Annotated in this window: 9 protein-coding genes and 2 tRNA genes; 2 read left to right on the forward strand and 9 right to left on the reverse strand. The window is 71.4% G+C overall.

Going from position 1 to position 13,114, the window contains the following annotated elements:
- Positions 1–41: 41 nt before the first annotated feature.
- From clpX to AC07A4_RS08790, 5 genes are all read right to left on the reverse strand, one after another.
- Positions 42–1,328, reverse strand: a complete 1,287-nt coding sequence (clpX, locus tag AC07A4_RS08770; protein WP_030673850.1) for an ATP-dependent Clp protease ATP-binding subunit ClpX — start codon at positions 1,326–1,328, stop codon at positions 42–44.
- A 198-nt stretch (positions 1,329–1,526) separates the two neighbouring features.
- Complete coding sequence (locus AC07A4_RS08775; protein ID WP_478594944.1) at positions 1,527–2,198, reverse strand: ATP-dependent Clp protease proteolytic subunit; 672 nt, start codon at positions 2,196–2,198, stop codon at positions 1,527–1,529.
- A gap of 105 nt (positions 2,199–2,303) precedes the next feature.
- Positions 2,304–2,909, reverse strand: a complete 606-nt coding sequence (locus AC07A4_RS08780; protein WP_478595912.1) for an ATP-dependent Clp protease proteolytic subunit — start codon at positions 2,907–2,909, stop codon at positions 2,304–2,306.
- Between the two features lie 355 nt (positions 2,910–3,264).
- The gene (tig, locus tag AC07A4_RS08785; protein WP_478594946.1) at positions 3,265–4,674 is read right to left on the reverse strand and encodes a trigger factor; all 1,410 of its coding nucleotides are present in this window, start codon (positions 4,672–4,674) and stop codon (positions 3,265–3,267) included.
- A gap of 185 nt (positions 4,675–4,859) precedes the next feature.
- A tRNA-Pro gene (locus AC07A4_RS08790) sits at positions 4,860–4,936 on the reverse strand.
- 147 nt (positions 4,937–5,083) lie between these two features.
- Between AC07A4_RS08790 and AC07A4_RS08795 the strand changes: the two genes are divergently transcribed.
- Positions 5,084–5,154: transfer RNA gene (locus tag AC07A4_RS08795), tRNA-Gly, on the forward strand.
- 100 nt (positions 5,155–5,254) lie between these two features.
- On the opposite strand, the gene AC07A4_RS08800 is transcribed toward AC07A4_RS08795, so the two are convergent.
- Both AC07A4_RS08800 and AC07A4_RS08805 read right to left on the reverse strand, forming a co-directional pair.
- A complete protein-coding gene (locus AC07A4_RS08800; protein ID WP_478594948.1) occupies positions 5,255–7,375 on the reverse strand; it encodes a protein kinase domain-containing protein in 2,121 nt (706 codons plus the stop codon).
- Positions 7,376–7,415: 40 nt separating this feature from the next.
- Positions 7,416–7,610, reverse strand: a complete 195-nt coding sequence (locus tag AC07A4_RS08805; RefSeq protein ID WP_478594951.1) for a hypothetical protein — start codon at positions 7,608–7,610, stop codon at positions 7,416–7,418.
- A gap of 792 nt (positions 7,611–8,402) precedes the next feature.
- Here AC07A4_RS08805 and AC07A4_RS08810 point away from each other — a divergent pair.
- Positions 8,403–9,602: an acyltransferase family protein gene (locus AC07A4_RS08810; RefSeq protein WP_478594953.1), complete on the forward strand. Its 1,200-nt coding sequence runs from the start codon at positions 8,403–8,405 to the stop codon at positions 9,600–9,602.
- Between the two features lie 205 nt (positions 9,603–9,807).
- On the opposite strand, the gene AC07A4_RS08815 is transcribed toward AC07A4_RS08810, so the two are convergent.
- Positions 9,808–12,255, reverse strand: a complete 2,448-nt coding sequence (locus tag AC07A4_RS08815) for an FtsX-like permease family protein (protein WP_478594956.1) — start codon at positions 12,253–12,255, stop codon at positions 9,808–9,810.
- Complete coding sequence (locus tag AC07A4_RS08820) at positions 12,252–13,082, reverse strand: ABC transporter ATP-binding protein (RefSeq protein ID WP_478594959.1); 831 nt, start codon at positions 13,080–13,082, stop codon at positions 12,252–12,254. Before AC07A4_RS08820 ends, AC07A4_RS08815 begins: the two co-directional genes overlap by 4 nt.
- Positions 13,083–13,114 lie beyond the last annotated feature (32 nt).

Genomic DNA, 13,114 nt, shown 5'->3' on the forward strand with positions numbered 1-13,114 from the left:
AGTTCAACTCGCTGGGCGCCCCCGGGCGTTCGTGGGTGTGGCTACGCCGACTTCTGTTCCCCGGCGCCCGGACCTCGCACCTCGCGCGGCACCAGGGTCGGGTTGACGTTCGAGTGGACGACGTCCGCCGTGATGACGACGCGGGCCACGTCCTTGCGGGACGGCACCTCGTACATCACCGACTGGAGGACCTCCTCCATGATGGCGCGCAGGCCGCGCGCGCCGGTCTGGCGCAGGATGGCCTGGTCGGCGATGGCCTCCAGGGCCTCGCGCTCGAAGTCCAGCTCCACACCGTCGAGTTCAAACAACCGCTGGTACTGCTTCACCAGCGCGTTACGCGGCTCTACGAGGATCTGGAGCAGGGCCTCGCGGTCGAGGTTGTGGACCGAGGTGATGACCGGGAGGCGGCCGATGAACTCCGGGATCATCCCGAACTTCACCAGGTCCTCCGGCATGATGTCCTCGAACTGGTCCTTCTCCTCCAGCTCCCGCTTGGAGCGGATGGTGGCGCCGAAGCCGATGCCCTTCGCCCCGGCCCGGGCCTCGATGATCTTCTCCAGGCCCGCGAAGGCGCCGCCCACGATGAACAGGACGTTCGTCGTGTCGATCTGGATGAACTCCTGGTGCGGGTGCTTGCGGCCGCCCTGCGGCGGGACCGAGGCCGTCGTGCCCTCGAGGATCTTGAGCAGGGCCTGCTGGACGCCTTCACCCGATACGTCGCGCGTGATCGACGGGTTTTCGCTCTTGCGGGCGACCTTGTCGATCTCGTCGATGTAGATGATGCCCGTCTCGGCCTTCTTGACGTCGTAGTCGGCGGCCTGGATGAGCTTCAGGAGGATGTTCTCGACGTCCTCGCCGACATAGCCCGCCTCCGTGAGCGCCGTCGCGTCCGCGATGGCGAAGGGGACGTTCAGCATGCGGGCGAGCGTCTGGGCGAGCAGCGTCTTGCCGGAGCCGGTGGGGCCGAGCAGCAGGATGTTGGACTTGGCGAGCTCGATGGCGTCCTCGCGGCCCTGAGCGCCGCCGTTCTCCCCGGCCTGGACGCGCTTGTAGTGGTTGTAGACGGCGACGGAGAGGGCCTTCTTGGCGGGCTCCTGACCGACTACGTACCCCTCGAGGAACTCGTAGATCTCGCGGGGCTTGGGCAGTTCCTCCCAGCGCACCTCGCTCGTCTCGGCGAGCTCTTCCTCGATGATCTCGTTGCAGAGGTCGATGCACTCATCGCAGATGTACACGCCGGGGCCTGCGATGAGCTTCTTGACCTGCTTCTGGCTCTTGCCACAGAACGAGCACTTGAGCAGATCGCCGCCGTCACCGATGCGTGCCACGGTGTGCTTCCCCTTCGCCTGGGAGACGCCGTTGGTCCAGCGGCTCCTGGTGCCTTGTATCCGACGGTACCTTGCCTGGCCCCCCGTTCGGGCCCCCCTTGGCGCGGTTCGCTGCGACACCAGGTCACGAAACTACGCGGACCGGTACGGACCGAGCCAAGGGGCGGGCAGATGGTGCTGTGGTTCCCCGGACGTCGCTCAGGCGACCGCGGAGTTGTTCATCTTGCGGGTGGAGATGATCTGGTCGATCAGTCCGTACGCCAGCGCGTCCTCGGCGGTGAGGATCTTGTCGCGCTCGATGTCGTCGCGGATCTTCTCGATCGGCGTGGTGGAGTGCTTGGCCAGCATCTCCTCGAGCTGCGTGCGCATGCGCAGGATTTCGTTGGCCGCGATCTCCAGGTCGGAGAGCTGCTCACGGCCGGTGCCGCCGGAGGGCTGGTGGATGAGGACCCGGGCGTTCGGCAGGGCCATCCGCTTGCCGGGCGTACCGGCGGCGAGCAGCACGGCCGCGGCGGAGGACGCCTGGCCCATGCAGACCGTCTGGATGTCCGGCTTCACGAACTGCATCGTGTCGTAGATCGCCGTCAGCGCGGTGAAGGAGCCGCCCGGGCTGTTGATGTAGACCGAGATGTCCCGGTCGGGGTCCATCGACTCCAGGCACAGGAGCTGCGCCATGACGTCGTTGGCGGAGGCGTCGTCGATCTGGACGCCGAGGAAGATCACGCGCTCTTCGAAGAGCTTCGCGTACGGGTCGTACTCGCGCACGCCCTGCGAGGTGCGCTCGACGAAGCGCGGGATCACATAACGGTTGTCCACCTGGGGGCCGGTGTGCAGGCCCGTGGGCTGGCCGCTGACAGGGAAGCTGTTCATGTGAGGTGTTCCGTCCTGGTGATGAGCGTGGGCTTGGTCGGCTGGGGCGGGCCTTGAGGCTCCGGCCCCGGTCGGGTGCCTGGAGAAGGCCCCTCGGACGCCTTGTCAGGCCCCCGTGCCGCCGCCGCCCGGAACACCGGAAGCGGCGCTGATGATCTCGTCGATGAGGCCGTACTCCTTGGCCTCCTCGGTGGTGAACCAGCGGTCGCGGTCACCGTCCTGGATGATCCGCTCCACCGTCTGGCCCGAGTGGCGGGCGGTGATCTCGGCCATGCGCTGCTTGGTGCGCAGCAGATACTCCGCCTGGATCTTCACGTCGGACGCGGTGCCGCCGATGCCCGCGGAGCCCTGGTGCATCAGGATGTCCGTGTGCGGCAGGGCGAAGCGCTTGCCCGCGGTGCCGCCGGTCAGCAGGAACTGGCCCATGGAGGCGGCCATGCCCATGCCGATGGTGACGACGTCGTTCGGGATGTACTGCATGGTGTCGTAGATCGCCATGCCGGCGGTCACCGAGCCGCCCGGGCTGTTGATGTAGAGGTAGATGTCCTTCGACGGGTCGGCCGCGAGGAGGAGCATCTGCGCCGTGATCTTGTTCGCGATGTCGTCGTCGACCTGCTGGCCGAGGAAGACGATGCGCTCGCCGAGCAGCCGGTTGTAGACATGGTCGCCGAGGCCACCACCGATGGACGGCTCACCGGCTGCGTAAGGCATCAGATTCGTCACGTATCCACCTGCTCGTCTCTGACGGCTCCGGCCGTCTCAGCATCTTCGTTCTGAGGGCAACGACTCCACTGCCCCCGTATCCATGGACCCTAACGCGCGGGTCCCTTCGACGAATCCCGCAAGGGCAACTGTTCGCTGTGAGCGCAGGTAGCACGGCCGGGGGCAGCGCCCCGAAGGGGCGCGGGACTGTGTCGATATGCGGCTCCGCCGCGTGGGCGCGCTCAGCCCCCACGGACCCACCCCGCGACGAACCCCCGCCGGGCAGACGCTGCCGCCCCACAGGGGCGTGAAGGGCCCCCGGAACGTGTGTTCCGGGGGCCCTTCACGACGTACAGCGGGAGGATCAGGCCTCGGACTTCTCCGCGCCACCCTCGACGGAGTCGCTGGCGGCGGCCTCGGCCTGCTCACCCTCGACGGAGTCGGCGGCGTCGGCCTCGTCCTCGTCGTCGTCCAGGTCGACGACCTCACCGTTGGTGTCCTTGACCGTGGCGGCCTCGACGACGACCGCGAGGGCCTTGCCGCGGGCGACCTCGCCGACCAGCATCGGGACCTGGCCGCCCTCGACGACGGCCTGGGCGAACTGGTCGGGGCTCATGCCGGAGGACTGCGCGCGACGCATGAGGTGCTCGGTGAGCTCCTCCTGGTTCACGTTCAGCTTCTCCTTGTTGACGAGCTCGTCGAGGACGAACTGCGTCTTGATGCCCTTGACCGCCTGCTCGCGGGTCTCGGCGTCGAACTCTTCCTCGGTCTTGCCCTGGATCTCCAGGTACTTGCCGAGGTCGAGGCCCATCTGGCCGAGCTGGTGGTGCTCCAGGTTGTGCTTGCGGGTGCGGATCTCGTCCTCGAGGAGCTTCTCGGGGACGGGGACCTCGACGATCTCCAGGAGCTTCTCCAGGACGCGCTCCTGGGCCTGCGTGGCCTGGTCGAACTGGCGGGCCGTCTCCAGGCGCTTGCGGCTGTCGGCCTTCAGCTCGTCCAGGGTGTCGAACTCCGACGCCAGCTGCGCGAAGTCGTCGTCCAGCTCCGGCAGTTCGCGCTTGGCGACCTGGGTGACCTTGACGGTGACCTCGGCCTCCTTGCCCGCCGCGGAGCCGCCCTTGAGCTCGGAGGCGAAGGTGGCCTCGCCGTCGGCCGACAGGCCCTTCACGGCGTCGTCGATGCCCTCGAGGAGCTCGCCGGAGCCGATGGTGTACGAGACGCCGTTGGCGATGCCGTCGGCGAGGACCTCGCCGTCGACCTTGGCCTCCAGGTCGATCGTCACGACGTCGCCGTCCTCGGCGGCGCGCTCGACCGGCGAGGTGGACGCGAAGCGCTCGCGCAGGTCCTCGACGGCCTTGTCGACGTCCTCGTCCGAGACCTCGACGGCGTCGACCTCGACCTCGATGCCGGAGTAGTCCGGGATCTCGATGGTCGGGCGGACGTCGACCTCAGCGGTGAAGTTGAGGGTCTCGTTGTCCTTCAGCTCGGTGATGTCGACCTCGGGCTGGCCGAGGACGTTGAGCTCGGCCTCGTTGACCGCCTCCGTGTAGAACTTCGGGAGGGCGTCGTTGACGGCCTCCTCCAGCACAGCACCGCGGCCGAACCGCTGGTCGATGACGCGGGCCGGGATCTTGCCCTTGCGGAAGCCCTTCACCGTGACCTGCTGGTTGATCTTCTTGTACGCCGCGTCGAGGCTGTCCTTGAGCTCCTCGAAGGGCACCTCGACAGTGAGCCGAACCCGGGTCGGGTTCAGGGTCTCCACGGCGCTCTTCACGGTTCGGTCTCCTTGGTGGGCTGACTGCTTGGATTCTGCCCGGTCGAGAGACACACGGGCACACAGCTTGCATAGTAACGGCACGCGGGAGCCGACCGACAATGCGATCTTGAAAGAAGGGCCGCGGAGCGCCCGGGAAAGGATCGTCGCCCGGGGAACTGGCCACTGAGCTGGAGAGATCCTGCTGGTCGGGGTGGCGGGATTTGAACCCACGGCCTTCCGCTCCCAAAGCGGACGCGCTACCAAGCTGCGCCACACCCCGTCGGTGCGACACGTAGGGTACATGCCCGCAGGCAGTGCGGCGCCCGCTTATCGGGGGCGCGCGAGGGGGGTGTGCGGCGAGGCGCCGCGACCCGCTACGATGCGTGTCGTGCCGCGCTCACGACCCACGGGTCGCCGCGCGAGCTGTGCGGGCGTAGCTCAATGGTAGAGCCCTAGTCTTCCAAACTAGCTACGCGGGTTCGATTCCCGTCGCCCGCTCTCAGCAGGAACATGCAGGTCAGAGCCGGTCTCCAGATACAACGGAGACCGGCTCTCCGCGTTCCCGGAGCAGTTCTCGCGGCGGTTCTCTCGGCAGGGGTCAGGGGTTGCGTACGTCGACGCTGTACACGGAACGGATGCCGTAGGGGACGTAGAGGGCGTCGCCGATGAGGGTCAGGGGGGAGCCGGGCTGGGCCGAGTCGGACAAGATGTCGCTGCTGCGGGCCGGGAGGGACCAGTCCACGGCTCCGGTGTCGCGGTCCAGGGCGGCGAGACGGCCGCTGGAGGACGACAGGAAGACGTGGTCCGGCCCGGCGAGCGGCGGGCCCGGGTTCTCCACGCCGGAGTCGGTGCTCCACAGCTGGCGGCCCGAGCGCAGGTCGACGGCGCGGACGCTGCCGTTCCAGAGCCGGTAGTAGACGGTGGTGCCGCTGAGGGTGGCGGTCGCCGCCGTGGGCTGGCGGTGGGAGAGGCGCACGGATCGGACGGCCCGGCTGCCGGAGGTGTCGATCGTGGTCAGGGTGCGGTGCGCCTCGTCCGGCGCGTTCTCGGCGAAGACCAGGCGCCCGTCCGCCTGCCCGAGCAGCAGGAGCGGGCGCGGGGCCCGGACCGTCCAGCGCGACTCGCCCGTGGCCGGGTCCAGGCGCGTGACGCGGGTCTCCTTCGGCGACAGGCAGATCAGATAGCCGTGGCCGTCGGCCGCGGCGAACCCGCAGGTGTCCGGATCGGGCAGGGGGTGGCGCCAGCGGGGCTTCCCCCCGGCCCGGTCGGCGAGCAGCGCGTACTCGCCGCCCTTCGCTCCGTAGAGCGTGAGGACTCCGCCCTTCACGGCCGCCACCTCCTTCAGCTCCTCGTCGGCGTTGAGCGGCCCCAGCTCCTCCAGACCGCCCTGGGGCACGCGCTTCCACAGCACATCCCCGGTCAGGCTGTCGAGGGCCTGGAGCTCGATGACCGGGTCGGGGGGCTCGGCGCCTTCGCGCCCGGTCGCCTTGTCCCGGTAGACGTACACGCGCTTCCGGTCGGCCGAGGCGCCGAGAACGGCGCCGTCCCCGGCCATGCTCGCCGGGCTCCCGGCGGCCGAGCTCCAGGCGATCTCGCCGGTGGCCGGGGAGAGCCGAGCGGCCTTCACGCCGCCGCCCGCGCACACCAGCCCGCCCCGAGCCACGAGGCAGCCGCCGAAGGGGTTTTCCGTGCCGCCCTGGACGCGGACCTGCTTCACCTGCCAGGCCCGCCACCCCGGCGGCAGCGCCCCGGCCTTCGTGTCGTCCGTCCCGAACCACTGGACCAGGCCCGCCGTCAGCGCGGCGGCCAGCACGCCGCCCACCGCCCCGGCGATGAGCCGTCTGCGGCGGCGCGGCGAGCGGGGTGAGCGCGGCGCGGGCTCCGGTGGCTCCTCGGGGCGCGGCGGCGGCGCTTCGCCCCGGAGCAGGGCCAGGAGCTCATCGGGGGTCGGGCGCTCCTTGGGGTGCTTGGCCAGGCACAGGGCGACAAGGTCGCGCAGCTCGACCGGTATGTCGTCGAGCCTGGCCTCGCCGTCGACCACGCGGGTGGCCGTCTCGTACGGGGAGTCGTCGTCGAAGGGGCCGCGGCCGGTGGCCGCGTAGCCGAGGACGGAGCCGAGGGAGAAGACGTCCGAGGCGGGGCCGACGTCGCGCGGGGACGTGAGCTGCTCCGGGGACATATAGGGCGGGGTGCCCATGACGCGGCCGGTCTGGGTGAGGGCGTCGCCCGCGAGGGCCTCGGCGGCGCGGGAGACGCCGAAGTCAATGACGCGGGGGCCGTCCTCGGCCAGCATCACGTTGGCCGGTTTCAGATCACGGTGGACCACGCCCACGCGGTGGATGTCGCGCAGCGCCTCGGCGAGGCCCGCGGCGAGCTCCACGAGGCGGGCGGCGGGGAGTGGGCCGTTCCGCTTTATGTGGGTGCCCAGGTTCTCACCCGGAATGTAGAGGGTCGCCATCCACGGGCTCGGGGCGTGCGCGTCGGCGTCCACCACCGGTGCCGTGAAAGCGCCGCTGACCTGCCGCGCGGCCTCGACCTCACGGCGGAACCGGGTGCGGAATTCCGGGTCGTCGGCGTACTGGCCGTGCACGACCTTGACCGCGAGGCGCCGCCCGGAGGCGGAGCGGGCGAGATAGACGACGCCCATGCCGCCCGAGCCGAGGCGGTCCTCGATCGGATACCCGCCGACCTCTTTCGGGTCGGTCTCCCGCAGCGCCACCGCCCTCCCCCCGTGCGTCGCCATGGCAGGCCGTCAGGCGTCAGAACTGTATGTCGCCGATTGTCTCCGCCAGGGAGTTGAGAAGATCCTGGATGTCGGGGGCCGCACCCGTGGAAGCGAGGGTGAAGCCGAAAGTCGCGGCGACGATGGCGGGCCACACCTTGATGTTTCCTTGGCGCACCATCAGGACAAGGACGATCGCCAACAGCAGTACCACTGATAGTGAAATGGCCACACTGATCACACCCTAGGTCGGTCGCTCTCCCGCCCGGGGGGTACGACCCCGCACACCCCCGCCAGAAACCATCGTGCCACCAACAGGGCCGCGCTATGCGGCCGGTGACACATCGTCGGCCACGCGTTGACCAGTAACGCACGCGTCCCGCCCGTGCCAGTGGGGCCGTGCCGCACGGGCCCGGTCGCGGGTCACCGGCGTCCGCACGACAATTCGACGGCTGCGCCGACGGGCGAATTCGACCTGATCGTTTCCATGGCCGAGCGCCGCAGGGCCGCTCGAGAGTCAACGCCCGGCCAACGTCCCGTCGCCCGTACACGGGGCCGTTCGCCCCTTACCGTTCACGGCAATTCGTCCGCCCGTGACGCACACGCCAAAGAGGCCGCCATAACCCGCCACGGGTTGATCAACCGGACATTTCACCGGAGTCACCCGCAGGCGTTATGCACGATTTAAGCGGTACGAGTCGTGATGTATCGGACAGATATCCCGGCCACTTCCGGGGCACCCGTACCCCTAATGCGGGAATCCGGCTAACCGGTCGGCTAACACACCGAGGCGCGCTGTCCGGAGTAACACCCGGGCGTCCGGACGGGGTTGTCGGCAATACACCGCTATTGAACTGAGAGGAAACCCACACGGAACACGGAGCGATGAGTCAATGAATGAAGACGGCGTTTTACGGGGACACCGACGCGACGCTAGGGTGCCCCAGATGTTCCACGCTGCCATGACCCCCGCAAGCGCAGTGCGGTCCCGGATCGTCTCACCGGGCTCTGGGCGGGAGGGCCTGTGACGCGTCCCGTACCGCCGCACGGCCCGCACCGGACGCCCCTCCCTCCCGTCCGGGAACCGGCCACCGTCACTCCCCCCGGCCCCCGCGACCCCACCGCCGCCCCCACTCCCCCACACACCGCTTCCCCACCCCGCTCCGGCCCCGCCGAGCGCCCCGCCCCCGCGCGCGACGCGTTCTTCGACAACGCCAAGTACCTGGCGATCGTGCTCGTCGCGATGGCCCACGCGTGGGAGCCCCTGACGGATCACAGCCGCAGCGCCGAAGCGCTGTACATGACCGTCTACACCTTCCACATGCCGGCCTTCATCCTGATCTCCGGCTACTTCTCGCGCGGCTTCGACATGCGGTCCGACCGGCTCAAGCGGCTCGTGACCGGCGTCGCCGTGCCATACGTGGTCTTCGAGATCGCCTACACCTTCTTCAAGCGGTGGGCCGACGACGACCCGGGGCAGCCGATCAGCCTGCTCGATCCCTGGTATCTGACCTGGTTCCTGATCGCCCTGTTCGTGTGGCGGCTCACGACCCCGCTGTGGAAGCTCGTGCGCTGGCCCGTGCCGCTCGCCCTCGGCGTGGCCGTGCTCGCCGTCGTCTCCCCCGACATCGGCGACGACCTGGACCTCCAACGGGTCCTGCAGTTCCTGCCGTTCTTTGTCCTGGGCCTGTTCCTCAAACCCGCGCACTTCCAGCTCGTGCGGCGGCGCGAGGTGCGCCTGCTTTCCGTGCCCGTCTTCGCGTGCGCGGTGGCCCTCGCCTACTGGGCGGCGCCGCGGATGACGTCCGTGTGGTTCTACCGGCGCGAGAGCGCGCAGGAGCTGGGCGTGCCGTGGTGGGTCGGCGTCGTGATGACGCTGGCGCTGTTCGGCTGCTCGGTGGTGCTCACCGCGTGCTTCTTCGCCTGGGTGCCACGGCACAAGACGTGGTTCACGGTGCTCGGGGCGGGGACCTTGTACGGCTATCTGCTGCACGGGTTCCTCGCGAAGGGGTCCCGGTTCTGGGGCTGGTTCGACACGTACGCGTGGCTGCACGAGCCGCTGGGCGAGGTGTTCGTGTCCCTGGTGGCCGCGGGCGTCGTGACGCTGCTCTGTACGCCGCCGGTGCGGCGGGCGTTCCGCTTCGCGATGGAGCCGCGGCTTGAGTGGGCGTTCCGGCGGGACGCGACGGCGGTGGCCCGCGAGCGGGCGGCGGGCGGGCGCTAGCGGCGGCGGGGGGCGGGCTGGGACCGGGCCCCCGCCTTGTCGCCGCGGAGCGGCGGAGCGGTGGGGGTGCGGCGGCTGCCGGGTGGAGGCGGGCGGGCGGGAAAGCCTGCCGCGGAGCGGCGGAGAAGGGGGCGGGGAGCCCGGGGGCGCCCATTCACCGGCCCCGCCGCGGAGCGGCGGAGAGGAGGGGCAGCCCGCCCCCGGGTCAGGCGGCCGCCCTCGGCCCCAGCGCCGCCCGCGCCGGGAGCGTCGTCGCGAGCAGGCCGAGGAGGACCGCCGAGCCCGCGAAGGCGGCGTACGTCAGGGGCGGGATGTACGGCGACTCCCCGGTGAGGCCCCGCATCATCGGCACCAGCGTGGCGAGCGCGATGGCCGTGCCGATGACCACGCCCGCACCGGTCACGAGCAGCGCCTCCCAGCGGATCATCCGCATCACCTGGCGGCGCGTCGAGCCGATCAGGCGCAGCGTGCCGAGCTCGCGGCGCCGGTCCAGGACCGTCATCACCAGGGTGTTGGCGGCGGCGATCGCCGCGAAGCCGCCGAGGACGGCCGCCATCACGCCGTTCGCCCAGGCGTTCAGCTCCCGGTCCAGGGACTGGGCACTGCTGTAGCCGTCGCGGTCGTGGACCGTGCCGAGGGGCTTCAGCGCGGCCGCCGAGCCGCCCTTGGCCCAGATCTCCGTGTCCAGGGCGGACGTGACGTGCCGCTTCACATCGGCGGCGGGCAGCGTCACCTCGGACAGGCCGAGGCCGCGCGCGTACGTCGCCGCGACCTTGGGCCGCGCCTTCGTGCCGTCGGGCAGCCGCATCTCGACGCGGTCGCCGGTCTTCAGGTGCGTGGAGTTCGCGAGGTTCGCGTCCACCGCGATCTCGCCCTCGCGGAGGGTGAGCGCACCGGTCCGCACCTTCAGGTCCTGCACCTTGGCCAGGTCCGCGGCGCTGCCCGTGACGCCCTGCGCGCTCGCCGACTGGAGCCAGCGGTCCCCGCCGGAGCCCGCGGGCAGCAGGACGGAGGTCTTCAACAGGCCGACGGCCGACGTCACTTCGGGGGCGCTGGCGGCGGCGCGCACGGCGCCGGGGCCGAAGCCCGCGTCCGAGGTGACGATGTGGTCGGCGGTGATGCCGTCCCGCTGCTGGTCCGCGGCCACCTTCTCCTCGCTGGTGTGCATGAACACCAGGGTGGAGGCGAAGGCCATGGCGAGGACGATGGGGGTGATCGCGGAGGCCAGCCTGCGGGCGTTCGTACGGGAGTTGGCGGCCGCGAGGGACGCGGCGGCACCGGCGCCGCGCAGCGGCAGGCCGAAGAGCCCCGCGCAGGCGCGCGCCACCAGCGGCCCGAGCAGCGCCACCGCCAGCATGAACAGCATGACCACGCCGAGGGCGGCGTTCGCCGCGTCGTCGCCGGTGGAGGTGGCGGCGAGGCGGGCGCAGACGATGCCGCCGACGAGCGCGGCGACGCCGAGCGGCGTACGGATCCAGCCAGGGCGCAGCCGCTCCACGGACGCCTCGCTCAGCGCCTGGCCCGGCTTGATGCGCGAGGGCCTGCGCGCGGCGGCGTACCCCGCGACCAGCGCGGTGACGACGGCCGTGCCCGCGGCCGTGACCAGCGGAATCCAGGAGACCGCGAGGTCCACGGCGGCCGGCACCGCACCCTTGTCCTTGAGCTGCCCGAACCACCAGCTGGCCAGGGCGATGCCCGGCAGGCAGCCGACGACGCCCGCGAGCGGGGCGACGAGCAGGGTCTCGGTGGCGATGGTGCGGCGGACCTGCCGCGGCGTCGTGCCGATCGCGCGCAGCAGCGCGAACTCGCGGGCCCGCTGGCCCACGGACAGCGCGACCGTGCCCGCCGCCGTGAACACGGCGACCATCGCGGCGATGCCGCCGAAGGACCCGCCGATGCCGCTGAGCAGCTCCTTGGCCTCGGTGAGCTGGGGATCCTCCACGCCGCCGCGGTCCTTGCCCGCGTACACCTCGGCCCGGTCGCCGAGGGCCTTGGCCACCCGCGGCTTCAGGGCCGCGGCCGTGACGCCGTCCTCGGGCAGGACCGCGATCGCGTCGATCCGGCCGGGGTGCCCGGAGGCGCGGACCGCTTCGGCGTCGCTGAACCAGACGGTGGGCGCGTGCGGTCCCGCGACCGTGCCGGAGACCCGGACCTCGCGCGTCCCCGCGGCCGTGGTGAGGGTGACGCGGTCGCCGACGCGGGCCTTCGTCCCGGCCAGGACGGCCTCGCCCGCGGCGGGCGCGCGGCCCGCCGTCGGCTTCTCGCCGGTGAAGGCGGTGGCGCCCCAGCCGTGCCCGGTCAGCGCCTTGCCCCCGTCCTTGACGGGGAAGGTGACGTCTGCGACGGCCGTCCGCGCGCCGGGCACCGCGGCCGCCTTCGCGACCAGCGAGCCGTCCAGGCGGGCGCGGTCGGGCAGCGGCTCCGTTGAGGCGCTGTCGCCGCTGCCGAAGTGGGCCCGCTGGTCAGCGGCGGCCACGACGGGCGCGCCCGCGTAGCGCTCGGGCGGCACGGAGGCGCGCAGGCCGGTCTCCAGGAGGATGCCGCACGCGGACACGATCAGCGACGCCATCATCAGCGCCACGAACGTGCCCACGAACGCGGCGGGCTTGAAGCGGACGGCCGCGCGGGCGAGGCCGTTGGGTACGAGGCTCATGCCGCGGCCGCTCCCGCGTACGCGGCCGCCGGTGCGGTCCTCGGCGCGGTGAGCGCCGTCATGCGGTCGGCGATCAGCGCGGCCGTGCCCCGCTCCAGGCGGTCGACGATTCGGCCGTCCGCGAGGAACAGCGTGCGGTCCGCGTACGCCGCCGCGGCCGGGTCGTGGGTGACCATCACAACGGTGGCGCCCATGCCGTCCACGGCCGAGCGCAGCAGGGCCAGGATCTCCGCGGCCGTCGTCGTGTCGAGCGCGCCGGTCGGCTCGTCGGCGAACACCACGTCCGGCCGCGTCACCAGGGCGCGGGCGATGGCCACGCGCTGCTGCTGGCCGCCGGAGAGCTGGCCGGGGCGGCGTCCGCCCTTGTCGCCGAGGCCCACGCGGGCCAGGACGTCGGCCGCGCGGCGGCGGTCGGGGCGGTGGCCCGCCAGGCGCATCGGCAGGACCACGTTCTGCTCGACGGTCAGGGAGGGCAGCAGGTTGAAGGCCTGGAAGACGAAGCCGAGGCGCGTGCGGCGCAGGGCCGTCAGCTTGTTCTCGCTCATGCCGGTGATCTCGGTGCCGCCGAGGCGGACCGTGCCCGCCGTGGGGCGGTCCAGGCCCGCCGCACACTGCAGGAACGTGGACTTGCCGGAGCCCGAGGGGCCCATCACGGCGGTGAAGCTGCCGCGGGGCAGGGCCAGGTCGACGCCGCGCAGCGCGTGTACCGCGCCGGAGCCGCGGCCGTACTGGCGGCGGACGCCGCTCAGCTCCACCGCCCAGTCACCCGGGGTGCCCTGGGGGCGCGCCCCTGCTTCCCGCTGCTGCTTCTTCTTCCGCAGCCCCATGGCGTGCCCCTTCGGTTGTCCTTGCGTGATGC

The sequence above is a fragment of the Streptomyces sp. NPDC043996 genome (assembly GCF_056435225.1).

Bases quoted from the DNA above. Each gene is read 5' to 3' on its own strand.
- AC07A4_RS08775 (WP_478594944.1), bottom strand. From the start codon at position 2,198: ATGAACAGCTTCCCTGTCAGCGGCCAGCCCACGGGCCTGCACACCGGC.
- AC07A4_RS08820 (WP_478594959.1), bottom strand. From the start codon at position 13,082: ATGGGGCTGCGGAAGAAGAAGCAGCAGCGGGAAGCAGGGGCGCGCCCC.
- AC07A4_RS08780 (WP_478595912.1), bottom strand. From the start codon at position 2,909: ATGCCTTACGCAGCCGGTGAGCCGTCCATCGGTGGTGGCCTCGGCGAC.
- AC07A4_RS08815 (WP_478594956.1), bottom strand. From the start codon at position 12,255: ATGAGCCTCGTACCCAACGGCCTCGCCCGCGCGGCCGTCCGCTTCAAG.